Raw genomic sequence first — 23,759 nt, forward strand, 5'->3', positions numbered from 1 at the left:
TTCCAAACCAACCGCGATCCGCCAACAGGAACCTAAAAGACCATCTCCGGTTTTTCACGCGTATTGGGGCAACGCAGTAAAGTCAGTCTAAAGGATTGTCATTTGCGCCAGAGCCAAAAGCAATCGAAACATGAGCCCAGGCATCGCCCGCACGGCGTTCACAAGAAATCGCAGAACCGGTCGAAGCACCTGTGGTCTGCCGAGGTCACCGAACATAGCGACGCGCTCGATCTCGAAAGCCACGTATTTGCAAGGAAACCGGCCGAGATCGCACAATCGCTGAAGCGCTCAGCCGAACGAAGCCACAGACGGAAGACAACGCCATTCCAATCGGCGATGTCCATGCTCAATTTCTACATTAATCGCGCGGGCAAGAACCTGACCGCGAAACGCCGGCAATCCCTCGATCGCGCCAAAGACGAGCTGCGAAAGGCTTTCGGCAAGACGAAATAACTACGGAGGCCGCTTTTCGAGGCCCTGACTTAAGCTCACCCCGTGCGCGGTCTTCTCCCAATAAAAAGGTCGAAGCACGAGATCGATGATCGCGCGATACGCCGCGAATGAAATCGCGAGCCAATAGACCGGCAGAAACAGAATTGAGATGAGCCGCAGCCGCGCTCCCATCCCGGCCGCAGTGACAGCGATGAGTGACGCCGCCGCAATATACCCCGTCGCGAAATTCACTCCGAAAAGCCACAGCAAAAAATCGCTGTCCGGTAGCACGCGCATCCCGAGCGCACCATGTATCGCAGCAAAGACATAGAACCAGGGATGACAAAGCATCGAGACGAGCATTGCGCAGATCGTCACCTGAAAGCCGGCAAACCGCCACGGACCGAGATCGCGCCACAGGCGCGTCGGCCGGCGCATGTGCACCAGATATGTCTGCATCCAACCCTTGATCCACCGTGTGCGCTGTCCGAGCCACGCGCGCCATGACGTCGGCGCTTCTTCCATCGTCTCGGAATCGATCATGGACACTTCGTATCCGAGGCGGGCTAAGCGGATTCCGAGATCGGCGTCTTCCGTGACGTTGAATGGATCCCAGCCGCCGCATTTCAGAAGGACATCGCGCCTGAAATGCGGTGTTATGGAGCAGTCTCACCTTACGTGAGATGAGCCCATGCCGCCGGTCCTAGGGAAAGGACCGAAGCAGTGGTTGAAATTGCCGTGGCGGTCTTGATGTACCTCGTCGGCGCATCAACAAACTCAGGTGTACTTGCTGAGCATTTCGATGATGCCAAAGTCTTCTTTTCCGCTCGTCGACAGTCTGTCGTACTCTTCAGCGGATCGCGGGAATGGGGCCATCGGGCCGAAGAAAGTCAGGTAGCCGCCCGGCGTGCTTTCGTAGATGTTCGGGGGATCGAAGCCGTCTCGGTAAAACAAACTAGCGATGACATAGTAATTCTGGATGCCAGCGCTTCGCTCCGTTATCCAGGTTCGCTCAAGCTCATCTTTGAAGATTTTTATGGGAAATTCGCGTTCGATCTCTTCCTCGGGATAGGTCGGGTGCCTCATGATATTGACCCACTGAGACGCAGATTTTCTCAGAACATCAATTTTAGATTGGACGTCATTGGTGCTGGCCTGAAAGTTATCGATCCACGGGATGGAGGCGCCAAAAGCAACGCCTTTTCCGATGTTTTTTGCCACTACTCTTATTCGAAGCTTCAAATCGCCCGCCTTGTCGTATTCGATAGTCTCCCTCAGTGGGGTCATAGTGACCTTGAACCGCGGTCTGTGTTCCGCGATCAAAGCTGCGCGTGTGAGTTTGTTGCTCTCGATGGCGGCGAGCGCGCTGTCCTTGGCGGCGTCGGCTGCCTTGCCAGTGTCGCTGACCGTGACCTTGAGAAGATACAGTTGAATGCCGCCAATCAGCACGAGAAGCCCAGTGAAGACGGACAGCCAGAAATCCGTAATTTTCGTCTTGTGGCCCATGATGGTCCAGAATTCGGAAGCCTCCTCGGTGCGGCGTTGGCAGTCGTCATCGCATTTGGCGGAAGCTGTAGAGCCGCCCATCATTGGCTCGCCGGCCGTTGGTCGCGTGCCGTTCTGTGGGGTGGTGCCTCCGTCGCCTTGAGTGCGTCTGGCACTGTCGGACTGTTGATCGGTTTGGATCCCTGGAGTCTGTTGGGCCGCCTGTGGTGAAGTCAGGGTCGAGATCTCGAAAAGCAAAATGACGAGAAAGAATGCGATGATGCCTAGCGAGAGTTCGCTCTTGCGCTCGTCCGACATTAGCCCCTGCTGTTACACGTCTTCCAGCCTCACATTCTCGCATCCTATCGCGGCGAGAGACGCAAGGAAGAACGTGGCCGCAAAAGTCCCTCTACTGAGCTTATTGGCAACAGAGGCCTCTGTTTCCTTGAAGCCGTGGCCCTCAAGGCGCTTTGCGAGTTCCTGATAGCTGACATCAGCGCGTTTCAATTCGGCCTTGAGGTACCGCTTGGCGCGGTCGGCCCATTCCTTTTCCTTGTCGAGCGTCATGCATCCTTCCTCGTTGAAGAAAAGATATCATAAATGATATTTTTCTATTGACAACGAGATAATCTAATCATATCAGATGTAAGAGAAAGGTCTCACATCTGATATGTCTCAACACTTCCTCCTGTCCGCAGCCGCTAGATCGCTCTCCGTAGCGAAGGTGGCGCGCATGTCGGATGAGGAAGCGCATACGGCCTTCAAGATGATCCGCTGGTCCGACACGCAGGGCGAGCCGTGCTGCCCGAAGTGCGCGTGCACCGCAACTTACACCTACGCGACGCGGAAGCTTTGGAAGTGCAAGGCCTGCAATCATCAATTCAGCGTCACGTCCGGGACGATCTTCGCCAATCGGAAAATGCCGATCCGCGATTATCTCTTGGCGATTGCGCTGTTCGTTGATGGCGTCAAAGGCCACAACGCCCTGCAAATGAGCCGTGATCTTAACCGCTCTTACAAGACAGCTTTCGTTTTGTGCCATAAGCTGCGCGAGAGCCTTGGCGATCTCGATAACGGCGCGACCGTCTCCGGGGAGGTTGAAGTCGATGGTGGCTATTTTGGCGGCTACGTCAAACCGGCCAACAACAAAGAGAACCGCCGCGACCGTCGCCTCAGTCAGAACCAGTCCGGCAAGCGTCGCGTTGTCGTCGTCATGCGCGAGCGCAATGGCAAAACACTGCCCTTCGTGTTCCGGTCGGAAGACGCGTCCATTCCGACCATCAACGAGCGGGTGACGTCAGGCAGCACGATCTATGCCGACGATGCCGCGAGCTGGGACGCGCTGCACATCCGCTTCCTGACCAAACGCATCAATCACTCGGAAGCCTATTCAAAGGACGGGGCGTGCACGAACTGGGCGGAAAGCTTCTTCTCCCGGATGCGTCGTGCGGAGATCGGCATTCATCACCGGATCGCAGGCAAGTATCTCGCGTTCTACGCCCGCGAAATGGCGTGGCGGGAAGACAATCGCCGCGTCACCAACGGCCAGCAGTATCTGGCCGTCACTGACGCAGCGCTCAAACATTCTGTCAGCCGCGTCTGGGCTGGGTATTGGCAAAGATATCAACGAGACGCTCATGCCTCGATTTAAAAATTTACCGGCCCGCCACGGGGCCGAAGCCCTGGCTAAGCAAGTTTGTCTTGCAGTGGGGGCAATAAAGATAAACGCCGCCGCCACGCTCCTCTTCTTGGAGCGGCGATTTCTCGCCCTTTTGGTAGCAGTTTGCGCATATGGAATGCGGAGGCTCGCCGCCTTCCATTCCGGGCTTCAGCGAGTAAACAACAATTCTGTCGCCAAATCCGACCTTCTTCAATTCGTAGCGCTGCTTCTCTGTTTCCCAGTGTTCAAGGCTAGCAATCTTCTTTTCCAGTTCGCCTACTTTTTGAATCAGCGCCGTGCGCTCCTCTTGAGCCGCAAAAACGCGCTGCTGGGCATCCATGATGAGGTTATTAAATTCGACGACCTTGGCTTGAACGGCCGCACTGTCGCGCAATCCTATTATCGATTGCAGGAGGTCCTTCGCTCCATTGAGCGTGCCCATCACGGCTGATATTTCTGAAATCATTTTCTTTCCTCTGTTCAAAATTGAGTCAGAGGAAGCGCCCGGTACTTGTACTGGGACGCGAACAGACGCAAACATTCTTGAGTCTCTAGTCTTTCGGGGCGCTTCCCCAAAAGGCCTTCACGAAGGAAGGGCGGTGGTTGCACACCGCTCTTTTTCATATGCAACGGTTTGTTTAGGGAGTCGAGTCCCCGGGTACCGGCCGCATGGTGGGATGGCGATCTGCAAGCAGCATCAAATGGTTCTTGGCGCGCTCCAGAAGATATAAGACGTCTCCAATTTTTCCGTAGGATGATGAAACGAACGACTCGCCATTGGGGTCTGTGCCCACAACTACGACATCCTRCAGATTGGCCTTCAGGCAGTTGGTGAGAACTTCCTCCGTAGATACCCACCCGATGGAGCCCAAGTGCGCTTCGTCTTCAGTTGCGGTTTCGGTCATTTTTTCAATTCCCATACGGCCTCTGATTTTCGTCCAAACCGTGTGGCCACGTTCTGTCGCCCCAAAGCATACAGCACACGTCCGATACGCTTGACCATATCGCCCATCAACGGTCTGTCATTGCCGTCCTTGCCTTCCGTCTGAATGGCTTTTTGAGCCAACTGGCGGCTGCTTAGGGGGCCGCTGGCGCTCCGGAGTTCGTCCAGCACGAAACGTCTGAGTTCGTTGCGGCTGAAATAGACGTTCCGCAGTCCTCGGGGCGACATCCCTTTCAGATCGCCCTCGTAGCCGAGAACCTTGAGGGTTCGGTCGAGAGCGTCCATGTCATTGGCGGTTGCCGCCAGTTGTTCACGGAGATGAAGGCTGCGATCGGCCAGCTCTTGGCGCTTGGTCAAGAGGCCTGCAATCGTGTGCTCAAAAGTGTCGGATCGGGTCAGTCTGATTTTCCCTGTCATTCCGACAGAGTTTCAGATGGGAAGATCGTCGTCACCGGGTTCTAAGGTGAGACTGCTCCATAACACCGCTGAAATGATTTGACGTGCCACCGAGCGGAATTGGCCAGCGCAGGTAATCGAGCGCCGGAAGCAAGCCGCGGAAGAGCGCCGCGTACTCGAGCGTGAACTGGCGGCTGAAAAAGCTTTCATCCGCATTCGTGACGGCAAGCCGCGCCTGCACGCACGCGAGCCGCGGACCTCCCTCGATGAATGCGTGGGCAGCCCGGCGAAGCTGACCCGGTTCCGGCCGATCCTCCGCATCGAAGACCGCGACGAGCGCGCCGCGCGCATCCTGCAGCGCATAGTTCAGCGCCCGCGGCTTGGTCTTTGGTTGCCCGGGCGGAACCGTCACCGTTCGCATGTTCGGAAAAAGCCGCGCCTGCGCGATCGCGCGCCGCGTCGCATGATCGTCCGCCTCGGTGATGAACAGGATCTCCAGCAGCTCATGTGGATAGTCGAGACGCCCCAGCGCGTCGACCAGGCCGGGCACGACCGCAGCTTCCCGATAAAGTGGAAGGAGCACCGAAAACGTCGGCAGCCATTTGTCGTAGCGGCGGTCGAAGGCGGGAGATTTCGATCGTCCCCTGCGGCTCCTGAAAGCACGCCAAAACGCTGCCAGACGAAGCGCCGAAATCATGAAAAACGGGATCGTGATCGTCAGCGACCAGAGAACGAGGCCGAAGTCCTCGAGCAGGATCAGCCCTGCGGTCAATGCCGAAAGCGCCGAGAAGAGAACCGCGCGCTGCCACGCGAGAAGCGGAGAAGCCGCGGAAAAGTCCGGTGCGCGGCGCCTCAAATCGTTGACCGCGCGATCGAGTTGCCCAATATCGCGATGGAACTGCGAACGGGGGGAAGCAGGTCCCCGGCGGACGTGACCGCGCGATGTGCGGACAGCGCGCACCGCCGGCGTCTTTGACCGAGCCCCGAACATTCAAGCCCCTGGTTGCCCCCGCGGCGACCGCCGTCGCCCAGCCAGTGACGAACTATATGCTCAAGATGTGCAGATTTGAAAGATGTTCAAAGAGAAGGCCGCCGGATAAAACTGTCGGCAAGGGAGCATGAGGAAGGCATGAAGGCTCGAAAGCGCATTCGAGACATTTTCCTCGCCGCCACGGCCTTCGCCGCTTTGGCCATCGGCTATTCCGTCGACGCGATGTCCGGCGACGCGGCACCCGTGCGAGTTGCAGCGACGTCCGCCCCACCGCCGGCCGATGCCGCGCCGACCCGCCGGGTCGTCATCCGCTTCCTGACCGACAGCGACTTCCCGCCTTTCAATTTCTACGATGAGGACGGCGTGCTCGTCGGCTTCAACATCGATCTCGCGCGCGCCATTTGCTTAGAACTCGGCACGTCCTGCGATATCAAAGCCCGCCCCTGGGAAGAACTTTTCACCGACCTGAAGAAGGGCGAGGCCGATGCTGTCATCGCCGCACACAAGGTCACCGTATCGGCGTTGAAGGACGTCGACTTCACCGACCGCTATTTCCACACGCCCGGCCGGTTCGCCGGGCGCAAGGACGAGCCGCAGGTCGAAATGTCTCCGAGCGGCCTCGATGGAAAGCGCATAGCTGTCGCCCGCGGCACCGCACATGAGGCTTTCCTCAAAGCCTTCTTCCGCGACAGCCCGCTGGCCATCTACGAGAACGCTGATTTGGCGCGTGAGGCCCTCGCAGCCGGCAAAGCCGATTTTCTATTCGACGACGGCATATCCCTCGCCTTCTGGCTGAATGGAACCTTATCGCGGCAGTGCTGCGAAATGCGCGGCGGCCCCTATTTGGAACCGAAGTTCTTCGGCGATGGCATCGCAATCGCCGTACCGAAATCCGACCCCGGAATTAGGCTCTTGCTGAACAAAGCTCTGGACCGGGTCAGGGCATCGGGGCGGTTTGAAGAACTCGTTCAACGCTACTTTCCCGTCAGAATTTATTGAGATTAATAGGCCTCGAAGCTAGGCGGCGCGCAAAAGCAGACCTAACGCTTGTTGCGCGCGTCTAGCGGACAGTCTCAAGGCAGCCTTGTCGAGCGAATGATCAACGCCATTGCCCGGACAGTTCTTCTTGCCTTCCTTTCGGTGACGCTGTTGCCGGCGTGGGAAGGAAGCAGCGACGCGAATGCCGCCTATTCGCGCAAACATTCAGTCCGCGCCCGCTATAAGGCAGCCCGCATCTATCGCCGGAATCGCATGCTGGCGATGCGCGCAGCAGCGGCCGCTGCTGCCAAAGCGCAGGCGGCTTCACAAGGAACGCCCCAACGCCCGGTGAAGCTCCTGACCAGGGATCAGATCCTGGCGTCGGACCCTGCGCGCCTCGAGCGCCTCGGTAACCGGCTCGTCGTCGGCTTCTCGAGCTTTTCCGAGGTGAAGCCGCTCGTCGAGAAAAAGGCGATCGCCGGCATCTTCATCACCGATCACAACGTGCGCGGCCGGAAAGCCGCCGACGTCGCCAAAGACATTCAAGACTTGCAAGACATCCGAAGAGCGCAGGGCTTGCCCCGTCTCATCGTGGCGGCGGATCAGGAAGGCGGATACGTATCGCGCCTTTCGCCGCCCCTTAAATGGCAACCGGCGCTTGGCATGATCATCGCCAAGCTGAAGACCGACAGCGAGCGCGAGAAAGCCGTCCGCGATTACGCGGAGACGCAAGCGCGCGAACTCGATCGCCTCGGCATCACCATGAACTTTGGCCCTGTTGTCGATCTGCGCCTCAGCGAACCGTCTCGCAATGACGGCGAAACGCGCATCTATTGGCGCGCCATCGACAGCGATCCCTATCTCGTCGCCAAGGTCGCCGGCTGGTATTGCGACACGCTGACGAAATTCAACATCATTTGCACGCTGAAGCACTTTCCGGGTCTCGGCCGGGTCGCGCGCGACACCCACGTCGCTTCGGGCGAACTCACCGCAAAACAAAGTCAGCTCGAACTCAGCGACTGGCTGCCGTTTCGCCGCGTCATGACGGAGCCCGGAATTGCGACCATGGTCGGCCACGTCCGCGTCGATGCGATCGATAAGGCAACGCCAGCGTCGTTCTCCGATGCCGTCATCAACGGGGTCATCAGACCTCGCTTCGAAAACGACGGACTTTTGATCACCGATGATTTCAGCATGGGCGCGGTGACCGGCTCGAAGGACGGGCTGGGCGGCGCCGCCGTGAAAGCGCTGAATGCCGGAATAGACCTGATCCTGCTCTGCGCACTCGATGCGCACTACGACGTTCTGATGTCGGCGTTGATCGAGGCGGATACCAAAGGCGAGATGGCGCTCGCCCGCGAGAACGAGTCCAGCGAAAGACTGAAGCGATACGTCTTCGTCGACGACCGTGAGCTGCCGCCTTCGGCCCCGCTCCAGGCAGAGCGGACGCCGCCACCCGTCTCCCCCTGACCTGAACCGCCCGCCGCGATGCCGCGCCTCGGAAGCCTATAGCGGCGGCGTGCTCGCCGGATCGCCAACTGGGCTTGCAAGACTGCGGCGGTCGGCAGCGAGCGAATGTCGAACGATCCACCACTTCCCGTCTCTGAGCGCATATTCCGCCATATAGGTTCCCCCGAGAACCGCGCGCGTCCCCTTACGCTCGCCTGTGATACGATAAGCGACCGGACCGCTCACCACGGCCGTCCCGCAATCGGCCGTCAGCGATGATGGTCTGATCGAAACCGTCGGCCGCTTGGCCAGCAGATCTTTGAAATAGGAGTGGATCGCCTCTTTCCCATTGTGGGGTGGGCCGTCCTTGGTCGCGATTAGCGATGCCTCGTCCGCGTAAAGGGCCGAAACCCGATCCGGATCGCCGCTCGCGAATTCCGTCCTCCACCTGTTTAGGAGCTGCACGATCTCGACGTCCGACAGCTTGATGCACGTCGCGTCCGCCCGCGCCGGACCCGCAACGACTGAGCCCGTCGCCGCCGCAAAGGCCGCGATCGATCCGAAAGCAAACGATTTGAGCGTGCGGCCGAAGAATCCCGGTTCATTCATGCGTAACTGTTCTCCCCCTTACTCGTTTTCACGATTCCCGGCCAAAAGGCGCCGCGACGAACGCCCGCGCAGACCCGATTGCCAATCCTCGTTGTGTTTGCTACAAGACCGCCAGAAAAGAAGCGCGGGCCCCGGCGGCAAAACCACCGGCGTCGGTGTTTTTGTGCATCCCGACAATCCGGATTCATTAGAGGATACAACTGCTTGCAGGTTCTCGTTCGCGACAACAACGTTGACCAGGCTCTCAAGGCGCTTAAGAAAAAATTGCAGCGCGAGGGCGTTTTCCGCGAGATGAAACTTCGCGGCCATTTTGAAAAGCCTTCAGAAAAGAGAGCACGCGAAAAGGCCGAGGCGATCCGCCGGGCCCGCAAGCTCGCACGTAAGAAATTGCAGCGCGAAGGTCTCCTGCCGAGCAAGCCCGCAGTAGCGCGTGGCGGTCCCGGTGGTAAGGGCGGTCCGGGCGCCGGTCGTGGCGGCGCAGGCGGTGGCAGCGGCTTCGGCGGCGGCGGTGGTTTCCGCAGCGGCGGCGGCCAGGGCGGCGCTGGCGGCGGCAACAGCTTCTAAGCGCCAGCCGATTACGGCTATGCGAATATTCAAGGCTCGCGATTTTCGCGGGCCTTTTCGTTTTGCCGATGCCTTCAGTTCGCGCGCTACGGCCGTGCCGCCCGCAGCCTGCCGATCCAATTGTCGATGATGTCGAATGACGGCCCGTCGTGAATGACGTGGCCACCGTCGGCTATGGTTCTCATCTCTTTCGGCTCATTGGCCGCCGCGAACAGCCGCTTCCCCATCTGCACCGGCACGACATCGTCGGCTTCGCCGTGCAGAATGAACAGGGGCGCGTGAACCTCGCCGATGACGCCGATCGAATTGTAGCGATCCTTCAGCAGCCAGCCGACGGGCAGCCACGGGTAATACATCGACGCGAGTTCGAGAATTGATGTGTAGGGGCTGTCCAGGATGACACCCGCCACCTTCTTTTCGCGCGCGACCTGAATAGCAACGCCGCTGCCGAGCGATTCGCCATAGAGGATGATGTCGTCCGGACTGATGCCCTCCCTGACCAGCGTGTCATAGGCGAGCTTCGCATCCGCGATGTTGGCGGCTTCCGACGGCGAACCCGTCGAGCCGCTATAGCCGCGATAGGCCATCATGAACATGCCGCGGCCGCGGTCGAGATAACGGCGGATCGTTTCCCGCCTGAGTTCCAGCGCTCCGCCATTCCCGTGGAAATAGAGAATGGTCGGCTGCCCGGGCTTCGCCTTGCCATACCAGGCGACGATCCGTTCGCCGTCTGGCGTCGATAAGATCCGCTCGGAGACATCTGGAAGATTCGCAGCCGCCGGCGACGTCCGCGCCGGATCGGGAAAATAGATGAATTGGCGCTGTGCGATATACATGACCCCCGCCGCTGCGGCGTAAACAGCCGCAGCAATCGCGACGACGACTTTGACTATCAGAAACATACCGGATTTGTTCTAGCGGCGCCGCCGCACAAGGTACCCGATCCTGTCGCCTTCCCGCTCCCGAATATTTTCGAGAGCCGCCATCACGTCCAGACCATGCAGCGGCACCCCGGTGTCGGCAACCGCTTCCTGGTTGAGTTTCAACAGCTCCTGGTAGATGGGCTCTGCGGTTTTGTGCAGCATCGCGACCACCGCCACCGTCTTTCTCGGCATGTTCACGGGAACGCGCGGGAAAACCGAAGACAGAACCTCCTTGGCGTTGTCCGAAAAGTGCGACGCAAAGCGCCCAAGCATCGAAACGAGCTTGATGGCAGTGGTCTCTTCGAACCGGTAGTTGAAGCGGTCCATCCACTCGAACAGCTTGTCCATCGTGAAATCCTGGAGCCGGATGCCCGCTGTCTCGCGGTAGTCCTGCCATTCCGCAACCAGGTCGAAACCGGATTCCATGTCGATATCGGCCGGGGCGAAGGTCAGATCCGTCGCGACGCCGACGCGGTCCAGAAAATCTCTGTTCTTGCGCGCGATCTTGGTCGGGTAAGTCGGCAGCTTGAACATGCCGAAGCTACCCTGCTCATACGCGAGCCTGACGAGTTTCGAGCAGAACAGGTTGCGCGTATCGTCGGTACGCATCGAGAAATCGTAGAGGATGCGCTTGCCGCCTTTCGCATGCGACGCCGCGACGTAATCGAAAATGCATTTCGCCGCCCGCGCAGCGAGGTCCGGATCGCGATTGCGATAGAGCACTGCCCGGACGATGTTGTGATCGAGCGCCTTGGCGAGCGGCGAGATAATCGCGCCGTCTTCGATCAGGCTTTCGACCATCCAGTGGTCGCCGGCGGGATCGACATAGACAATGCCGATATGGCTGAACTGGCTGTCGACATCGCCGATACGCGCGATGGCGGCACTGTTGTGAGCGGTGCCACGAACGAGGATCACGTCGCCCGACCGGAAATTCTGCGCCGCGCCGCTTTGATAGAACGGATAATTCACGAGCGTATTATTGTCGGAGCCCGTGAAACCGCGCAGTAGATAGCCGCCCTCGCCCACGCGCGGATGGCCCGTAGTGATCTCGCCGAGCATGTCGGACACATAGCGAAGCACGCGGAAGACGTCGCGAAACCCTTGCGTCACCTCGGGCGTCATCAGGCCGAGCATCTCGTAATGCGCGAGATGGTTGCGCAGCCCGACCCTGAGGTCGAAGAGCCGGTAGATCAGCCCCTGAGCGTTCTTAGCAATCGCCGCAACATCGTAGTCGTCGAAACGCGCTTTTGCGGCGCGCTCGTAGATATACTGGAGGTTGCGCGCCAGGAGGACCGAGCTGGTCACCGGAGTGGCAGCCAAAATCTCGATGTGCTCGATGTCTTTTTCGAACGACGCCGACGCAACGGGAGCCAACACGCGAAACCCCTCAAAACCAGAACTCGCCGAACCTATAGCAGACCAATCCCGGCGCTGGCCGGAAACTGGGTCGATCGGCAAGCGATTGTTGCCGATCGGCCGCTATGCCCAGGGCGGGATCTACTCTGCGAGAGCTTTAACGATCTCTTCCGTCATTTTCTTGGCGTCGCCCAGAACCATCACGGTGTTGTCACGGTAGAACACCGGGTTGTCGATACCGGCATAGCCAGAGGCCAGCGACCGCTTGTTGAAAAACACCGTTCCCGCCTTCCAGACTTGAAGCACGGGCATCCCGTAAATCGGCGACGACTTGTCGTCTTCGGCTGCCGGGTTGACGACATCGTTGGCGCCGATGACGTACACGGCATCGGCCTGCGCGAACTCGCTATTGATATCCTCGAGCTCGAAAACTTCGTCGTAGGGCACGTTGGCTTCCGCGAGCAGCACGTTCATGTGCCCCGGCATACGCCCCGCCACCGGATGAATGGCGTATTTCACCTCGACCCCGGCCTTCTTGAGCGAGTCGCCCATTTCGCGAAGGGCATGCTGAGCCTGCGCGACGGCCATGCCGTATCCCGGCACGATGATGACCTTCGCAGCGTTCTTCATGACGTAGGCGGCGTCCTCGGCCGACCCGAGCTTCACGGGCTTCTGCTCGCCGCCACCCGCGCCGGCGACAGCCGTTTCACCGCCGAACCCGCCCGCGATCACGGACAAGAACTGCCGGTTCATCGCCTTGCACATGATGTAGGAAAGGATGGCGCCCGACGATCCGACGAGCGCGCCGGTGATGATCAGCGCGACATTGCCGAGCGTGAAGCCGATGCCCGCGGCCGCCCAACCCGAATACGAGTTCAGCATCGATACGACAACCGGCATGTCCGCGCCGCCGATCGGAATGATGATCAGCACGCCAAGCAGGAGAGCCGCGAAAACGATTAGCCAGAACAGCCACGCCGAACCGGCCGACAGGATGAAGCTGTAGATGAGGAAGATCAGAAAGAGCGCGAGCGCGCCGTTGATGACGTGCCGCATCGGCAGCAGGATCGGCTTGCCGGACATCCGCCCAGAGAGCTTCGAAAAGGCAATCACCGAGCCCGTGAACGTGATGGCGCCGATGGCGACGCCGAGCGACATCTCGAGCAGGCTGCCACCCTTGATGCCGGCAGCCGGTTCCAGGGGATCGACCAGAATGTTGAACGCCGACGGCGCATAAAGCGCGCTCGCCGCCACGAACACCGCCGCCAGGCCGACGAGCGAGTGAAACGCGGCCACGAGTTCGGGCATCATCGTCATCGGAATTTCGCGCGCGGTCTTGGCGCCGATGAAGCCGCCGATGCCGATCCCAAGAACGATGAGTATCCACGACGTCGCGGTCGGCTCGGCAAGACCGAGCGTCGTCAGGATCGCGATCGTCATGCCGATCATGCCGTAGAGATTGCCCTTCCGCGACGTTGCCGGGCTCGACAATCCCCTGAGCGCCAGAATGAACAGAACCCCGGCGGCGAGGTAGAGCAGTGCGGCGACATTTGCGGACATTGGATCGTTTCCCCGGTCCCGTTATCTGATGTCTTCGGCGGTTCTCATTGGCCAGTAGAACGTGAGCGTGAGCGTCAGCCGTCCTTCTTCGCCGGCGCGTCTTTTTTCTTGTACATCGCGAGCATGCGGTTGGTGACGAGGAAGCCGCCGAAAATATTGACCGACGCCATCGTCAAGGCGAGGAAGCCGAACACTTTGGCGAGACCGCTATCGGAAGAGGTCAGGGAAACGCCGACTGCCAGCAGCGCGCCGACCACGATGACGGACGAGATGGCGTTGGTGACGCTCATCAAGGGCGTGTGCAAAGCCGGCGTCACAGACCAGACCACGTAGTAGCCGACGAACACCGCGATCACGAAAACCATGAACTCGTAGACCGACGGACTGATCAGCGCGCCTTCTGCCGCGAAGGCCGACGACGCGGTAAAAAAGAACACCGAAAGCGCTGCAAAAAGCGGTTTCATCACGCGCATGGCAAGGCTCCTCATACCGTCTTCGTCGCGAAGTTCGGATGCACGAGCTGACCGTCCTTGGCGACCAAAGTCCCCTTGATCAGCTCGTCGTCCCAATTGACTGCAAGCGCCTTTTCCTTCTTGTCGATCATCGTCTCGACGAAGGCCAGAAGGTTGCGCGCGTACAAGCTCGAAGCATTGACCGCAATCGTGCCTGCGAGATTGAGCGGTCCGAAAATCTTGACGCCGTTCGCCGTTTCGACGGTCTTGCCCGCTTCCGTCAACTCGGTGTTGCCGCCGCGTTCAGCCGCGAGATCGACGATGACGGAACCCGGCTTCATGCTCTCAATCATCGCGCGTGAGATGAGCTTCGGCGCCGGACGGCCCGGAATGAGCGCCGTCGTGATGACGAGGTCCTGGTTCTTGATATGGTTCGCGACCAGTTCGGCCTGCTTCGCTTGATATTCCGCGCTCATCGGCTTCGCGTAACCGGCGGCAGTCTGCGCCTGCTTGAATTCGTCGTCTTCCACCGCGATGAACTTCGCGCCAAGTGACTGGACCTGCTCCTTCGTGGCCGGACGCACGTCCGTCGCCGTCACCTGTGCGCCAAGCCGCCGCGCCGTCGCGATGGCCTGCAAACCGGCGACGCCGACGCCCATGATGAAAGCCTTGGCGGCCGGAACGGTACCGGCCGGCGTCATCATCAAGGGAAGTGCCTGCCCGAACATCGAGGCGCCATCGACGACCGCCTTATAACCCGAGAGGTTGGCCTGGCTCGACAGCACGTCCATGGATTGCGCGCGCGTCGTCCGCGGCATCAGCTCCATCGAGAAGACCGTGCCGCCGCTGCCCGCGAGTGTTTCAAGCCCCGCGCGCTCGCCGAACGGATCGATCATCGCGGCGACGATAGCGCCGGGCTTCAGCGCCCGGATGTCCTCCGCGGAAGGCCGGCGAACGGAAAGAAGAATGTCGGCGCCCGCAAGCACCTCTGCCCGGCTGGCGATCTCGGCGCCCGCGGCCCGATAGGCGTCGTCGGAAAAGCGCGATCTGAGACCCGCTCCCTGCTCTATGCGCACGCGCGCCCCGAGGGCTGAGAACTTCTTGACCGTGTCGGGCGAAACCGCAACGCGCGGCTCGTCGGCCAGTTCACTGGTAACAGCTATCGTAACCATGTCTCGGTCCAATTGAGCGGAGGGGGTTGCGCGGCTGAATATGAAAAAGGGCAGTCCTCAATCGGCCTGCCCTGCTTTGAGTTTCTCTGTGTCCGGCGATCCAGACATCAGACGAGGAAGAATTTCATGCCGGCGAGTAAGACGACGACGAAAACGATGCCGTACTTCGACAGACGCAGAAACGTCTCATACGTCTCGACGTGCTGCGGATAGTCCATCGACGGGCTGCCTTTAGATGTATCGATGCTCAAGGTTCACTCCCTAGGGCCGGTTTGAAATTGTTTCTTTCTTGCTTGTTATCTCACATTGTGACGAGCTTCAAGGTGTCGCAGCACCCCAGCCCGGATCGGTGGATTGAGCAGCCTTTCGCGGGCGCACGCATAAAAAATCCGAACGAACCCTGCCGCTCGGCTAGACCGCCACTTGCGTCCCGACCTCTACGACTCGATCGGTCGGAATCTGGAAGTAGGTCGTCGCATCCTCGGCGCTGCCGGCAAGCGCGATGAACAGGCGTTCTTGCCAGCGCGGCATTTCGGATTTTGACGTCATCCGTAATGATCGCCGCGACAGGAAGAACGACGTCGAACCGAGATCGATGTTGCAATCCTTCCGGCGCGCGTGCTCGAGGATCTTCGGAACGCTCGGCGTCTCCATGAAGCCATACCGCGCGATTATGCGAATGAAGTGATCTGAGATCCGTTCGATCGTCAGCCGCTCGTGCCGCGCGACGCGTGGCGTCTCCTCCGTCCGGATCGAGAGCAGAATGTTCCTCTCATGCATGATCCGGTTGTGTTTCAGGTTGTGCATCATAGACGTCGGCGCGGCATAGGGATCGCCGGTCAGGAACACGGCCGTGCCCGAAACGCGATGCGGGGGTTTCGCCTCGAGCTTGCGCACAAGCCAGTCGAGATCGGCCTCGTTGCGCTTCGTGACCTTTGCGAGCACGCGCGTTCCGCGCACCCAGGTGAACATGATGATCGCCAGCATGCAGGCAATGGCGAGCGGCACCCAGCCGCCTTCGAATAGCTTCAGGATGTTCGCCGAGAAGAATGCCTGCTCGATCAGCAGCAGCGGAATGACGATGAGCGCCACGCGCCAGAGCGGCCAGTTCCAGCACTTCCAGATGACGAAGAACGCCATCAGCGTATCGATGACCATCGCGGCTGTAACCGACACGCCGTAGGCCGCCGCCAGATTGGACGAGGTACGGAAGGCGAAAATCGCGACGAGGACGGCGATGAAGAGGATCCAGTTGACCCTCGGCATGTAGATCTGCCCGGCCATGCTTTCCGACGTATGCCGGATCTCGAACCGCGGAACGAGACCGAGCTGGATGGCCTGCCGGGTGAGTGAAAATGCGCCCGTAATGACAGCCTGGCTGGCGATCACCGTTGCGAACGTCGAGAGGATCAGCATCGGGATCAGCATGAAATCGGGATAGAGCCTGTAGAACGGATTTTCGATCGCGTTCGCGTCGTTCATGACGAGCGCGCCTTGCCCGAAGTAGTTCAGCACTAGCGCCGGCATGACGAAGTAGACCCACGCCGCAGATATCGGACGGCGGCCGAAATGCCCGAGATCGGCGTAGAGCGCCTCCGCGCCCGTACACGCTAGGAAGACGAGGCCCATGACCGTCAGGCCCAAAAAGCCGTGGTGATAGACGAACGCGATTCCGTAACCGGGATTCAACGCGAGCAGAACATTTAGGTTGTCCGCGATGTGCGCGATGCCGCCGAGCCCGAGCACGATGAACCAGACCGACATCACCGGCCCAAAAAAACGCGCGACCCTGTCGGTGCCGCGCGATTGCATCCAGAACAGAAAGCCGAGAACGATGATCGAGGCCGGAATGACGGCCATCTCGAATTGCGGCGCGATGAGTTTGAGGCCCTCGACCGCCGAGAGCACCGAGATAGCCGGCGTGATGACGGCATCGCCGTAAAAGAAGCAAGCGCCTGCAACTCCGAGCGCGCCGAGCAGCGGCGCACTGCGCCGGGCAACGGTCTGGCCCAGCGCCATGAGCGCGAACATGCCGCCTTCGCCTTTGTTGTCGGCGCGCAACAGCAGCAGCACGTACTTGATGGTGACGACGAGCGTCATGGCCCAGAAAATGAGCGACAGTACGCCGAGCGCCGCTTCCGCCGTCGTCAGACCACGGTGAGCGGCGGCGGTGATGGCTTCCTTGAAGGCATAAAGCGGGCTCGTTCCGATGTCGCCAAAGACGACACCTACCGAGCCGACAGCCAATGCCCAGAAGTTCTTGCTATGATGCCCCTCTCCCACGCCGTATTCGGCGGCCGGGAGCGAAGCGGGCGCTTGTGCCATGCAGGCACCTCGACCTCATTTAAAGGGCTGCAAAGCAGCAAAGTGGCGGGCTTCTACTCCCACGTCATGCCGTTGGAAAGCGGCAAATTAGCCGCCGGGCGCCGTTAAACGCCCGACACAGGCTTGACAATGCATTGCGCGCGGATTCGTTGCACCGTCGATCCTGGTATATCTAACGCCAATTCTCAGATGGGATCTCAGTCGATTTTTTCCAACTCGTCGATCATGCCTTCGATGACCTTGAGCCCCTTGTTCCAGAACTCCGGATCTCGGGCGTCGAGACCAAACGGGGCGAGAAGCTCGGAATGGTGTTTGGAACCTCCGGCCTTCAGGAGACTGAAGTATTTCTGAACGAACTCAGGATGTGCTTCGGAATAGAGCCCATAAAGCGAGTTCACCAGGCAATCGCCGAAAGCATAGGCATAGACATAGAACGGCGAATGGATGAAGTGCGGAATGTAGGTCCAGAAGACCTCGTAGCCGGGCTTCAAATCTATCGACGGACCCAGACTTTCCGATTGAACGTCCAGCCACATCTTGTTGAGCTGTTCTGACGTGAGTTCGCCCTCGCGGCGCGCCTCGTGAACCTTCCGTTCGAACGTATAGAAGGCAATCTGGCGAACGACCGTGTTGAGCATATCTTCGACCTTGCCGGCGAGCATGGCCTTTTTCTCACGGGGATCTTTCGTCTCGGAAATGATCGAATTGAACGTCAGCATCTCGCCGAACACCGAGGCCGTTTCGGCGAGCGTCAGCGGGGTTGGGGCAAGCAGCGGACCCTGGTCACGTGCCAGCCACTGATGGACGCCGTGTCCCAACTCGTGCGCGAGCGTCATCACGTCCCGTGGCTTGCCCAGATAATTCATCATCACATAGGGATGCACCGACGGCACCGTCGACGCGGAAAACGCGCCGGGCGCCTTGCCGGGCCGCACGGCGGCATCGATCCAGTTCTTGTCGAAGAACTGCTTGGCGATCGTCGCCATCTCGGGCGCAAACCCGCGATAGGCGCGCAGCACGATCTGCTCGGCTTCACCCCACGAAATAATCCGCTCGGGCTTGTCTGGCAGCGGCGCGTTACGGTCCCACGACGCGAGCTTCTTCTTGCCGAGCCACTTCGCCTTCATCTTGTAGTAGCGATGCGAAAGCAGCGGATAGGCCGCCCGGACGCTCGAGACCAGCGCATCGACCACCGGACCTTCCACCCGGTTTGCAAGGTTGCGGCTGTCGGCGACGTCCTTGAAGTTGTGCCAGCGGTCGGAGATTTCCTTGTCCTTCGCAAGCGTATTCGTGATCCGCGTGAACAGGGGAAGATTGGCCTGGAAGACCTTGGCGAGCGCCTCCGACGCGACCTTCCGTTTCTTCTCGTCGGGATCGGACAGGAAGTTCAGCGTCGGCTCCAGCGACAGCGATTCCTTGTGGCCCTTCACGTCGAACCTCAGCGCCGACATCGTCTCGTCGAACAGCCGGTTCCAGGCCGCGCGGCCCGTCTGCGACTTCTCGGTGAAGAGCGTCTCGATCTTCTCGTCGAGCTGGTGCGGTTTCTCCTTCCGGAGATCCTCGAACCACGGCTTATAGCGCTTGATGCCGTCGTGCTTCAGCGCCTCGTCGATGACGGCGTCGTCGATCTGGTTGAGTTCGAGTTCGAAGAAGATGAGATCGGTATAGATCTTCGTCAGCGCTTCCGAGATGTCGGCGTTGAATTTCGCCCGCACCGGGTCCGTTTGGTTCAAGACATAGTAGAGCCCCGAGTAGGACCCGAGCTTGCCTGCGAGATCGGCAAGCTTTTCGTAGTCTTTGATAGGCTCGATGAGTTTACCGCCATCCTTCGCGAGTTCCGCGAGACGGCCCTGATACGTAGCCTTGATGCGCGTCGCCTCGGTGGCAGCCTGTTTGAGATCCCGCTGAATTTCCGGAGCTTCCGGACCGGAATAAAGGTCGCTCAGATCCCATTGGGGCATCGTCCCGAGCGATTGATCGGCGGATGACTGCGAGAGTGCAGCTTCGGAGGCAAAATTGATGTCCGAAAAAGACTTGGCGCGCATGGGTGTCCTTTACAAACGAAGATTTCGCGGTGGCTTACCACAGGCGGGCCGAAGATTGAAATTCGCGCCCCACGATGAGACTGGGTGCGAAATGAGAGTGGCGCCGTGAGGGCTATGCAACGGCGGACCACGCGTGGCGAAAAAAACTTTCACGTCACTTCAGCCGCTTACCGGTGAGCGAAGAATATTGTGCCAATCCGAAACCTTACATTTACCCTTCTCGGGCAATCTCCCCTCCGTTGCGTAAGTTCTAGGTCACCGCGTGTTTGAAGCTGGAGCAAATCCAGCGTCGCCCGCAGCAAGCTGACCGGTGTGTTCGTAAGAGTAAAGTTGCGTGCCAATGTACAAGCGTATTCTCATCGTCGACGACGATCCTGCCCAGCGTCGCATTCTTGAAGAAACGATCAAGCGGTTCGGCTTCGAGACCAGAACCTGCGGGTCCGGCGAGCAAGCGATCCAAATCCTGGAAGGCCAGGAGCACTCTCAAATCGGGCTTGTGTTGCTCGATCTTGTCATGCCCGGCATGGACGGTATGGCGGTCCTCGACCGCGTCGGCCGCGTCGCCGGAATGCCTCCGATCATCGTCCAGACGGCCCACGGCTCGATCGAGACGGCAATCAACGCCATGCGCCGCGGCGCCGTCGATTTCGTCGTCAAGCCGGCATCGCCCGAGCGGCTCGACGTATCGATCAAGAGCGCGCTCAAGATCGAAGCGCTCGCCGACGAGATCAACCGCATCAAGAAGACAGTCGATGGTACGCTGACGTTCGGCGACCTCGTGCTTCGGGGCGAAGCCATGAAGCGTGTCATCACGCTCGGCAAGCGCGCGGCTGCGTCAAATATTCCCGTCCTGATCGAAGGCGAAAGCGGCGTCGGCAAAGAGCTGATTGCCCGCGCTATCCAGGGTGAAAGCGATCGCGCCGGCAAACCATTCATCACAGTGAACTGCGGCGCCATCCCCGAAAACCTGATCGAAAGCATCCTTTTCGGCCACGAAAAGGGTTCCTTCACCGGCGCAACGGACAAGCGCATCGGCAAATTCCAGGAAGCCGACGGCGGCACGCTCTTCCTCGACGAGGTCGGCGAGCTTCCGCTCGACGCGCAGGTCAAACTGCTCCGCGCCTTGCAGGAAGGCGAGATTGATCCGGTCGGCGCCAAGCGTCCGGTGAAAGTCAACTTCCGCCTCATTTCCGCGACCAACCGCGACATGATCCAGCAGGTGAAGGACGGCAAGTTCCGCGAGGACCTCTACTACCGCCTCAACGTCTTCCCGATCTTCGTGCCGCCGCTCCGCGAACGCATCGAAGACATTCCCGAACTGGCCCGACACTTCATCGCCCGCTTCGCGGCCGAAGAAGGCAAGCGCGTCGCGACGATCTCCGACCGTGCGATGAGGCTGCTTCAGGCTTACTCGTGGCCCGGCAACGTCCGCCAGCTCGAGAACGCGGTTTTCCGCGCCGTCGTCCTCGCCGATGGACCCGAGCTTTCGGTCGCCGAATTCCCGCAGATCGCAGCCCACGTCGAAGGCTTCGAGACGGAGATTCCGGCCGCGCCCTCGACGGTACAAAAGGCCCCGGCCTACACGGGACCAGCCCTTCTCGGCGCCGAGAACACCGTCCCCCATACGGTCGAAATGAAGGCGCCGGCTTCGGGCGGCAGCTCACTCGGCATCCAGGCTGTCGCAGAGGATGGCGAAATCCGTTCCCTCGAGGCGATCGAGGCCGACATGATCCGCCTGGCCCTTGGCCGTTATCGCGGACACATGACGGAAGTCGCCAAGCGGCTCAACATCGGCCGGTCGACACTCTACCGGAAGATGCAGGAATACGGGTTAGAGCCCCGCACCAACTAGCCCAAGTAGTGGGATCCGGAGACGCGCACGCGGAGTTTCGCGTGCGGGGGTAAGTCGTGGCCATTTTTCAGGCTCCCCCTGCCTTCGTCCTGCCGCGAATAGAATTCTTTTAAGTGAGAGGACGGAGCCCCTTCGCCCTCGAACGCAAGAGCCCCGGCTGCATCCGGGGCTTTTGCATTTTTGGGGCGAGCCTTAAGATCGGGCCCCGCGGCCAATCGGCATCAATCAAATTGCAACTTTCCGTGTAGTATTTTGTTAGCTATTCGCAATTGCCAGACGGGCGACGATTCCACGCCAGCCAACCATTCGAGCACGAAGCAGCAACAGTTTCGCCACAGCGCTGTGCAATACAGCTATGTCGCGCGATCTCACTGGCAAGGCGCGGTGCTGGCGCGTATCTAAGGCCGGTAACGAGAGGTGAAAATTTCTATGCGTGTCGCGAGACTTCTGGCGGTTAGCGTATTGCTGGCCACCGGCTCGGTATCCGCAGCTTTGGCTGTCGAACCCGGCAATGACCAAACTGACGGAGCCGATCGCGCTTCGACGACTGGCCCGGCCCCTGACGTAGGCATCTCCGATCCGCAAACTGCGATGCAGGCGCAAACGCCGCCGCAGACAAGTGCGCCGGATGCACCCAAGGCCGCAGCACCTTCCGAAGATCCAGCCGCCGAGCCACGCCCGGCTGCAACCGCGCCCGCAGGCGACCCATCGCACACGGCGGATACTCCGGCGGCGGCACCAGCTCCGGCCCCCGCAACGCCGCCCGTTGAAACGGCCACGCAGCAGGTCGTTCCGAACGCCGATCTTCTGTATCTGCCGGTCGCTAAGTATCTCCAGGACAACGCCAAGAAGGCGCTGGCCGGTACGGACCAAGCGGACCGGGAGGTCCTGATCCAGTTCTACACCGCCCGCATGGGCACGACGCTCTGGGTGGACAAGCACGGCTACAACGACGCGGCGAAGAATCTTATCGCCACGCTCAAGGATGCCGATAGCTGGGGCCTCCGCGCGTCGGACTTCAAAATTCCCGAGCTGAAAACCGCGCCCGATGGCGAAGTGAGCGTCAACGACCTGACCGTCGCCGAGACGCGCCTGTCGCTGGCCGCCATGGAATACGCCCGCGACGCTCGCGGCGATCGCATTCCCGACCCGTCGTCCCAGCTCGGCACCTATCTCGACCGGAAGCCGGTTCTCCTCGAGCGCAGAACCGTCATCGACTCGTTGGCAACCGTTGCCGACAAGGGCGCCTATCTGACCGAGCTTCACCCCAAGCATCCGCAATTCGTGCGCCTGCGTGAAAAGCTGCTGGCATTCCGCGCCAACGCCAAGGAAGCGGAAGCCCTGAAGCTCTCCGAGGGGCCAAAGCTGATGCCGGGCACCAGCCACCCGCAGATCGCGATCCTCCACAAACGGCTGAAGGTCGCCGCCGCGGCCACCAAAGAGGATGGCACGCCGGCTGATGACACCTACTACGACAAGGCGCTCGCCGACGCTGTCATCGCCTACAAGAACAGCAAGGGGATTAGCCCGGCCAATGCCGCGATCACGGCGAACCTCCGCAACTCCCTGAATTCGTCAAACGATGTGAGCGAAGCAAAGATCCTCGCCAACATGGAAGAGTGGCGATGGATGCCGGACGACCTCGGCAAATACTACATCATGGTCAACATCCCGGAATTCAAAGTCCGCGTGATCTCGGACGGCCAGGTCGTCCACGAGGAGCGCATCGTCTCGGGCCGCCCCGATACGCAATCGCCGATCTTCTCCGAGATGATGCGAACGGTCGTGATCCAGCCGCGCTGGAACGTTCCGGATTCCATCAAGATCAAGGAGCTGTTGCCAAGTCTCCGGGCCGGGGGCGATCCGCTGCGCCGCCAGGGCCTCGTCATGGAGTACAACGGCCGCAAGATGGATCCCTACAACGTCGATTGGAACCGCACTGACATTCGCAACTTCAGCGTCTATCAGCCGCCCGGCGGCAGTAACGCCCTCGGCGTCGTGAAATTCCTGTTCCCGAACAAGCACGCCGTCTATCTGCACGACACGCCGAGCAAGAGCCTCTTCAATGAAAGCACGCGTGCGTTCAGCCACGGCTGCATGCGCGTGCGCAATCCCGTGAAACTTGCCGAGCTGCTCCTCAACAAGGACAAGGGCTGGGATCAGTCGGTCGTTCAGGATCTCATCGCCAAAGGCCCCGAGGAAAACGAAATCAGCCTCGATCAGCCGATCCCTGTCCACGTCACGTACTTCACCGCATGGGTAGCCGACGACGGCGAAGTCCAGACGTTCGGAGATGTCTACGGCCACGAGAAGCGGATCAATCTCGCGCTTCAAGGCCGTTGGAACCAGATCGCAAAAGCCGACGAAAAGAAAGTCTCGCCGGAAGATATTCCGGCTGGTGACGGCTGGGGCGGTGACGGCTTCGGCTCTCTGTTCGGCAGCTACGACGAGCGCGATAGCCGCGGCAAGAAGAAGTACGACCCGGGCCTCGGCAATTTCTTCAAACAGGTCTTGGGCGGCTTCTAAGCTCCGCAATCTGATCTTCTGCAGCCGGCCGAACGTCT

The 23,759-nt window shown here is 60.0% G+C and carries 22 protein-coding genes; 7 read left to right on the top strand and 15 right to left on the bottom strand.

Annotated features, from left to right (window positions below):
- Window positions 1-189: 189 nt before the first annotated feature.
- A complete protein-coding gene (locus tag AB4Z24_RS05485) occupies window positions 190-453 on the top strand; it encodes a DUF3175 domain-containing protein (RefSeq protein WP_441706818.1) in 264 nt (87 codons plus the stop codon).
- Here the strand turns inward: AB4Z24_RS05485 and AB4Z24_RS05490 are convergent, their stop codons facing one another.
- The 3 genes from AB4Z24_RS05490 to AB4Z24_RS05500 all read right to left on the bottom strand — a co-directional run bounded on the left by AB4Z24_RS05490 (window position 454) and on the right by AB4Z24_RS05500 (window position 2,484).
- A complete protein-coding gene (locus AB4Z24_RS05490; protein WP_441706820.1) occupies window positions 454-1,092 on the bottom strand; it encodes a glycosyltransferase family 2 protein in 639 nt (212 codons plus the stop codon).
- Between the two features lie 117 nt (window positions 1,093-1,209).
- Window positions 1,210-2,235, bottom strand: coding sequence for a hypothetical protein (locus tag AB4Z24_RS05495; RefSeq protein ID WP_441706385.1), 1,026 nt, complete (start codon window positions 2,233-2,235; stop codon window positions 1,210-1,212).
- Window positions 2,236-2,247: 12 nt separating this feature from the next.
- Complete coding sequence (locus tag AB4Z24_RS05500) at window positions 2,248-2,484, bottom strand: DUF6471 domain-containing protein (RefSeq protein WP_441706386.1); 237 nt, start codon at window positions 2,482-2,484, stop codon at window positions 2,248-2,250.
- A gap of 103 nt (window positions 2,485-2,587) precedes the next feature.
- Between AB4Z24_RS05500 and AB4Z24_RS05505 the strand changes: the two genes are divergently transcribed.
- The gene (locus tag AB4Z24_RS05505; protein ID WP_441706387.1) at window positions 2,588-3,568 is read left to right on the top strand and encodes an IS1595 family transposase; all 981 of its coding nucleotides are present in this window, start codon (window positions 2,588-2,590) and stop codon (window positions 3,566-3,568) included.
- Between the two features lie 4 nt (window positions 3,569-3,572).
- Here the strand turns inward: AB4Z24_RS05505 and AB4Z24_RS05510 are convergent, their stop codons facing one another.
- The 3 genes from AB4Z24_RS05510 to AB4Z24_RS05520 all read right to left on the bottom strand — a co-directional run bounded on the left by AB4Z24_RS05510 (window position 3,573) and on the right by AB4Z24_RS05520 (window position 5,907).
- On the bottom strand, window positions 3,573-4,118 hold the full coding sequence (locus AB4Z24_RS05510) for a hypothetical protein (protein ID WP_441706388.1): 546 nt from the start codon (window positions 4,116-4,118) through the stop codon (window positions 3,573-3,575).
- Window positions 4,119-4,478: 360 nt separating this feature from the next.
- Complete coding sequence (locus AB4Z24_RS05515) at window positions 4,479-4,937, bottom strand: hypothetical protein (protein WP_441706389.1); 459 nt, start codon at window positions 4,935-4,937, stop codon at window positions 4,479-4,481.
- A 31-nt stretch (window positions 4,938-4,968) separates the two neighbouring features.
- Complete coding sequence (locus AB4Z24_RS05520) at window positions 4,969-5,907, bottom strand: glycosyltransferase (protein WP_441706390.1); 939 nt, start codon at window positions 5,905-5,907, stop codon at window positions 4,969-4,971.
- Between the two features lie 138 nt (window positions 5,908-6,045).
- On the opposite strand from AB4Z24_RS05520, the gene AB4Z24_RS05525 reads away from it, so the two are divergent.
- The gene (locus AB4Z24_RS05525) at window positions 6,046-6,906 is read left to right on the top strand and encodes a transporter substrate-binding domain-containing protein (protein ID WP_441706391.1); all 861 of its coding nucleotides are present in this window, start codon (window positions 6,046-6,048) and stop codon (window positions 6,904-6,906) included.
- Between the two features lie 96 nt (window positions 6,907-7,002).
- Window positions 7,003-8,355 (top strand): glycoside hydrolase family 3 N-terminal domain-containing protein, encoded by a 1,353-nt coding sequence (locus AB4Z24_RS05530; protein ID WP_441706392.1) that lies wholly within the window; start codon window positions 7,003-7,005, stop codon window positions 8,353-8,355.
- Window positions 8,356-8,391: 36 nt separating this feature from the next.
- Here AB4Z24_RS05530 and AB4Z24_RS05535 read toward each other — a convergent pair whose 3' ends face one another.
- A complete protein-coding gene (locus AB4Z24_RS05535) occupies window positions 8,392-8,943 on the bottom strand; it encodes a nuclear transport factor 2 family protein (RefSeq protein WP_441706393.1) in 552 nt (183 codons plus the stop codon).
- A gap of 204 nt (window positions 8,944-9,147) precedes the next feature.
- Here AB4Z24_RS05535 and rpsU point away from each other — a divergent pair, with 204 nt between their 5' ends.
- A complete protein-coding gene (rpsU, locus tag AB4Z24_RS05540; RefSeq protein WP_441706394.1) occupies window positions 9,148-9,507 on the top strand; it encodes a 30S ribosomal protein S21 in 360 nt (119 codons plus the stop codon).
- A gap of 86 nt (window positions 9,508-9,593) precedes the next feature.
- Here the strand turns inward: rpsU and AB4Z24_RS05545 are convergent, their stop codons facing one another.
- The 8 genes from AB4Z24_RS05545 to AB4Z24_RS05580 form a co-directional block, all read right to left on the bottom strand.
- Complete coding sequence (locus tag AB4Z24_RS05545) at window positions 9,594-10,409, bottom strand: alpha/beta hydrolase (RefSeq protein WP_441706395.1); 816 nt, start codon at window positions 10,407-10,409, stop codon at window positions 9,594-9,596.
- Between the two features lie 12 nt (window positions 10,410-10,421).
- Window positions 10,422-11,810 carry a YiiX/YebB-like N1pC/P60 family cysteine hydrolase gene (locus AB4Z24_RS05550; RefSeq protein WP_441706396.1) on the bottom strand — a complete coding sequence of 463 codons (1,389 nt, stop codon included), beginning with the start codon at window positions 11,808-11,810 and terminating at the stop codon, window positions 10,422-10,424.
- A gap of 120 nt (window positions 11,811-11,930) precedes the next feature.
- Complete coding sequence (locus AB4Z24_RS05555) at window positions 11,931-13,349, bottom strand: NAD(P)(+) transhydrogenase (Re/Si-specific) subunit beta (protein WP_441706397.1); 1,419 nt, start codon at window positions 13,347-13,349, stop codon at window positions 11,931-11,933.
- Between the two features lie 74 nt (window positions 13,350-13,423).
- Window positions 13,424-13,822, bottom strand: coding sequence for a proton-translocating transhydrogenase family protein (locus AB4Z24_RS05560; RefSeq protein WP_441706398.1), 399 nt, complete (start codon window positions 13,820-13,822; stop codon window positions 13,424-13,426).
- Between the two features lie 11 nt (window positions 13,823-13,833).
- Window positions 13,834-14,973 carry a Re/Si-specific NAD(P)(+) transhydrogenase subunit alpha gene (locus tag AB4Z24_RS05565; RefSeq protein ID WP_441706399.1) on the bottom strand — a complete coding sequence of 380 codons (1,140 nt, stop codon included), beginning with the start codon at window positions 14,971-14,973 and terminating at the stop codon, window positions 13,834-13,836.
- 107 nt (window positions 14,974-15,080) lie between these two features.
- Window positions 15,081-15,224 carry an aa3-type cytochrome c oxidase subunit IV gene (locus AB4Z24_RS05570; RefSeq protein WP_290991772.1) on the bottom strand — a complete coding sequence of 48 codons (144 nt, stop codon included), beginning with the start codon at window positions 15,222-15,224 and terminating at the stop codon, window positions 15,081-15,083.
- A gap of 160 nt (window positions 15,225-15,384) precedes the next feature.
- Window positions 15,385-17,298 (bottom strand): potassium transporter Kup, encoded by a 1,914-nt coding sequence (locus tag AB4Z24_RS05575; RefSeq protein WP_441706400.1) that lies wholly within the window; start codon window positions 17,296-17,298, stop codon window positions 15,385-15,387.
- A 197-nt stretch (window positions 17,299-17,495) separates the two neighbouring features.
- Window positions 17,496-19,343, bottom strand: a complete 1,848-nt coding sequence (locus tag AB4Z24_RS05580) for a M3 family oligoendopeptidase (RefSeq protein WP_441706401.1) — start codon at window positions 19,341-19,343, stop codon at window positions 17,496-17,498.
- Between the two features lie 340 nt (window positions 19,344-19,683).
- Here AB4Z24_RS05580 and AB4Z24_RS05585 point away from each other — a divergent pair, with 340 nt between their 5' ends.
- Window positions 19,684-21,195, top strand: a complete 1,512-nt coding sequence (locus tag AB4Z24_RS05585) for a sigma-54-dependent transcriptional regulator (protein ID WP_441706402.1) — start codon at window positions 19,684-19,686, stop codon at window positions 21,193-21,195.
- A 429-nt stretch (window positions 21,196-21,624) separates the two neighbouring features.
- A complete protein-coding gene (locus AB4Z24_RS05590; protein ID WP_441706403.1) occupies window positions 21,625-23,721 on the top strand; it encodes a L,D-transpeptidase family protein in 2,097 nt (698 codons plus the stop codon).
- Window positions 23,722-23,759 lie beyond the last annotated feature (38 nt).

The sequence above is a fragment of the Hyphomicrobium sp. 2TAF46 genome (assembly GCF_052114865.1).
Classification (GTDB): domain Bacteria; phylum Pseudomonadota; class Alphaproteobacteria; order Rhizobiales; family Hyphomicrobiaceae; genus Hyphomicrobium_B.

Coding starts and splice junctions, on each gene's coding strand:
- AB4Z24_RS05545 (WP_441706395.1), bottom strand. CDS start 10,409: ATGTTTCTGATAGTCAAAGTCGTCGTCGCGATTGCTGCGGCTGTTTAC.
- AB4Z24_RS05535 (WP_441706393.1), bottom strand. CDS start 8,943: ATGAATGAACCGGGATTCTTCGGCCGCACGCTCAAATCGTTTGCTTTC.
- AB4Z24_RS05585 (WP_441706402.1), top strand. CDS start 19,684: ATGTACAAGCGTATTCTCATCGTCGACGACGATCCTGCCCAGCGTCGC.
- AB4Z24_RS05565 (WP_441706399.1), bottom strand. CDS start 14,973: ATGGTTACGATAGCTGTTACCAGTGAACTGGCCGACGAGCCGCGCGTT.
- AB4Z24_RS05575 (WP_441706400.1), bottom strand. CDS start 17,298: ATGGCACAAGCGCCCGCTTCGCTCCCGGCCGCCGAATACGGCGTGGGA.
- AB4Z24_RS05500 (WP_441706386.1), bottom strand. CDS start 2,484: ATGACGCTCGACAAGGAAAAGGAATGGGCCGACCGCGCCAAGCGGTAC.
- AB4Z24_RS05505 (WP_441706387.1), top strand. CDS start 2,588: ATGTCTCAACACTTCCTCCTGTCCGCAGCCGCTAGATCGCTCTCCGTA.
- AB4Z24_RS05560 (WP_441706398.1), bottom strand. CDS start 13,822: ATGCGCGTGATGAAACCGCTTTTTGCAGCGCTTTCGGTGTTCTTTTTT.
- AB4Z24_RS05510 (WP_441706388.1), bottom strand. CDS start 4,118: ATGTTTGCGTCTGTTCGCGTCCCAGTACAAGTACCGGGCGCTTCCTCT.
- AB4Z24_RS05515 (WP_441706389.1), bottom strand. CDS start 4,937: ATGACAGGGAAAATCAGACTGACCCGATCCGACACTTTTGAGCACACG.
- AB4Z24_RS05520 (WP_441706390.1), bottom strand. CDS start 5,907: ATGTTCGGGGCTCGGTCAAAGACGCCGGCGGTGCGCGCTGTCCGCACA.
- AB4Z24_RS05525 (WP_441706391.1), top strand. CDS start 6,046: ATGAAGGCTCGAAAGCGCATTCGAGACATTTTCCTCGCCGCCACGGCC.
- AB4Z24_RS05555 (WP_441706397.1), bottom strand. CDS start 13,349: ATGTCCGCAAATGTCGCCGCACTGCTCTACCTCGCCGCCGGGGTTCTG.
- AB4Z24_RS05495 (WP_441706385.1), bottom strand. CDS start 2,235: ATGTCGGACGAGCGCAAGAGCGAACTCTCGCTAGGCATCATCGCATTC.
- AB4Z24_RS05530 (WP_441706392.1), top strand. CDS start 7,003: ATGATCAACGCCATTGCCCGGACAGTTCTTCTTGCCTTCCTTTCGGTG.
- AB4Z24_RS05580 (WP_441706401.1), bottom strand. CDS start 19,343: ATGCGCGCCAAGTCTTTTTCGGACATCAATTTTGCCTCCGAAGCTGCA.
- AB4Z24_RS05590 (WP_441706403.1), top strand. CDS start 21,625: ATGCGTGTCGCGAGACTTCTGGCGGTTAGCGTATTGCTGGCCACCGGC.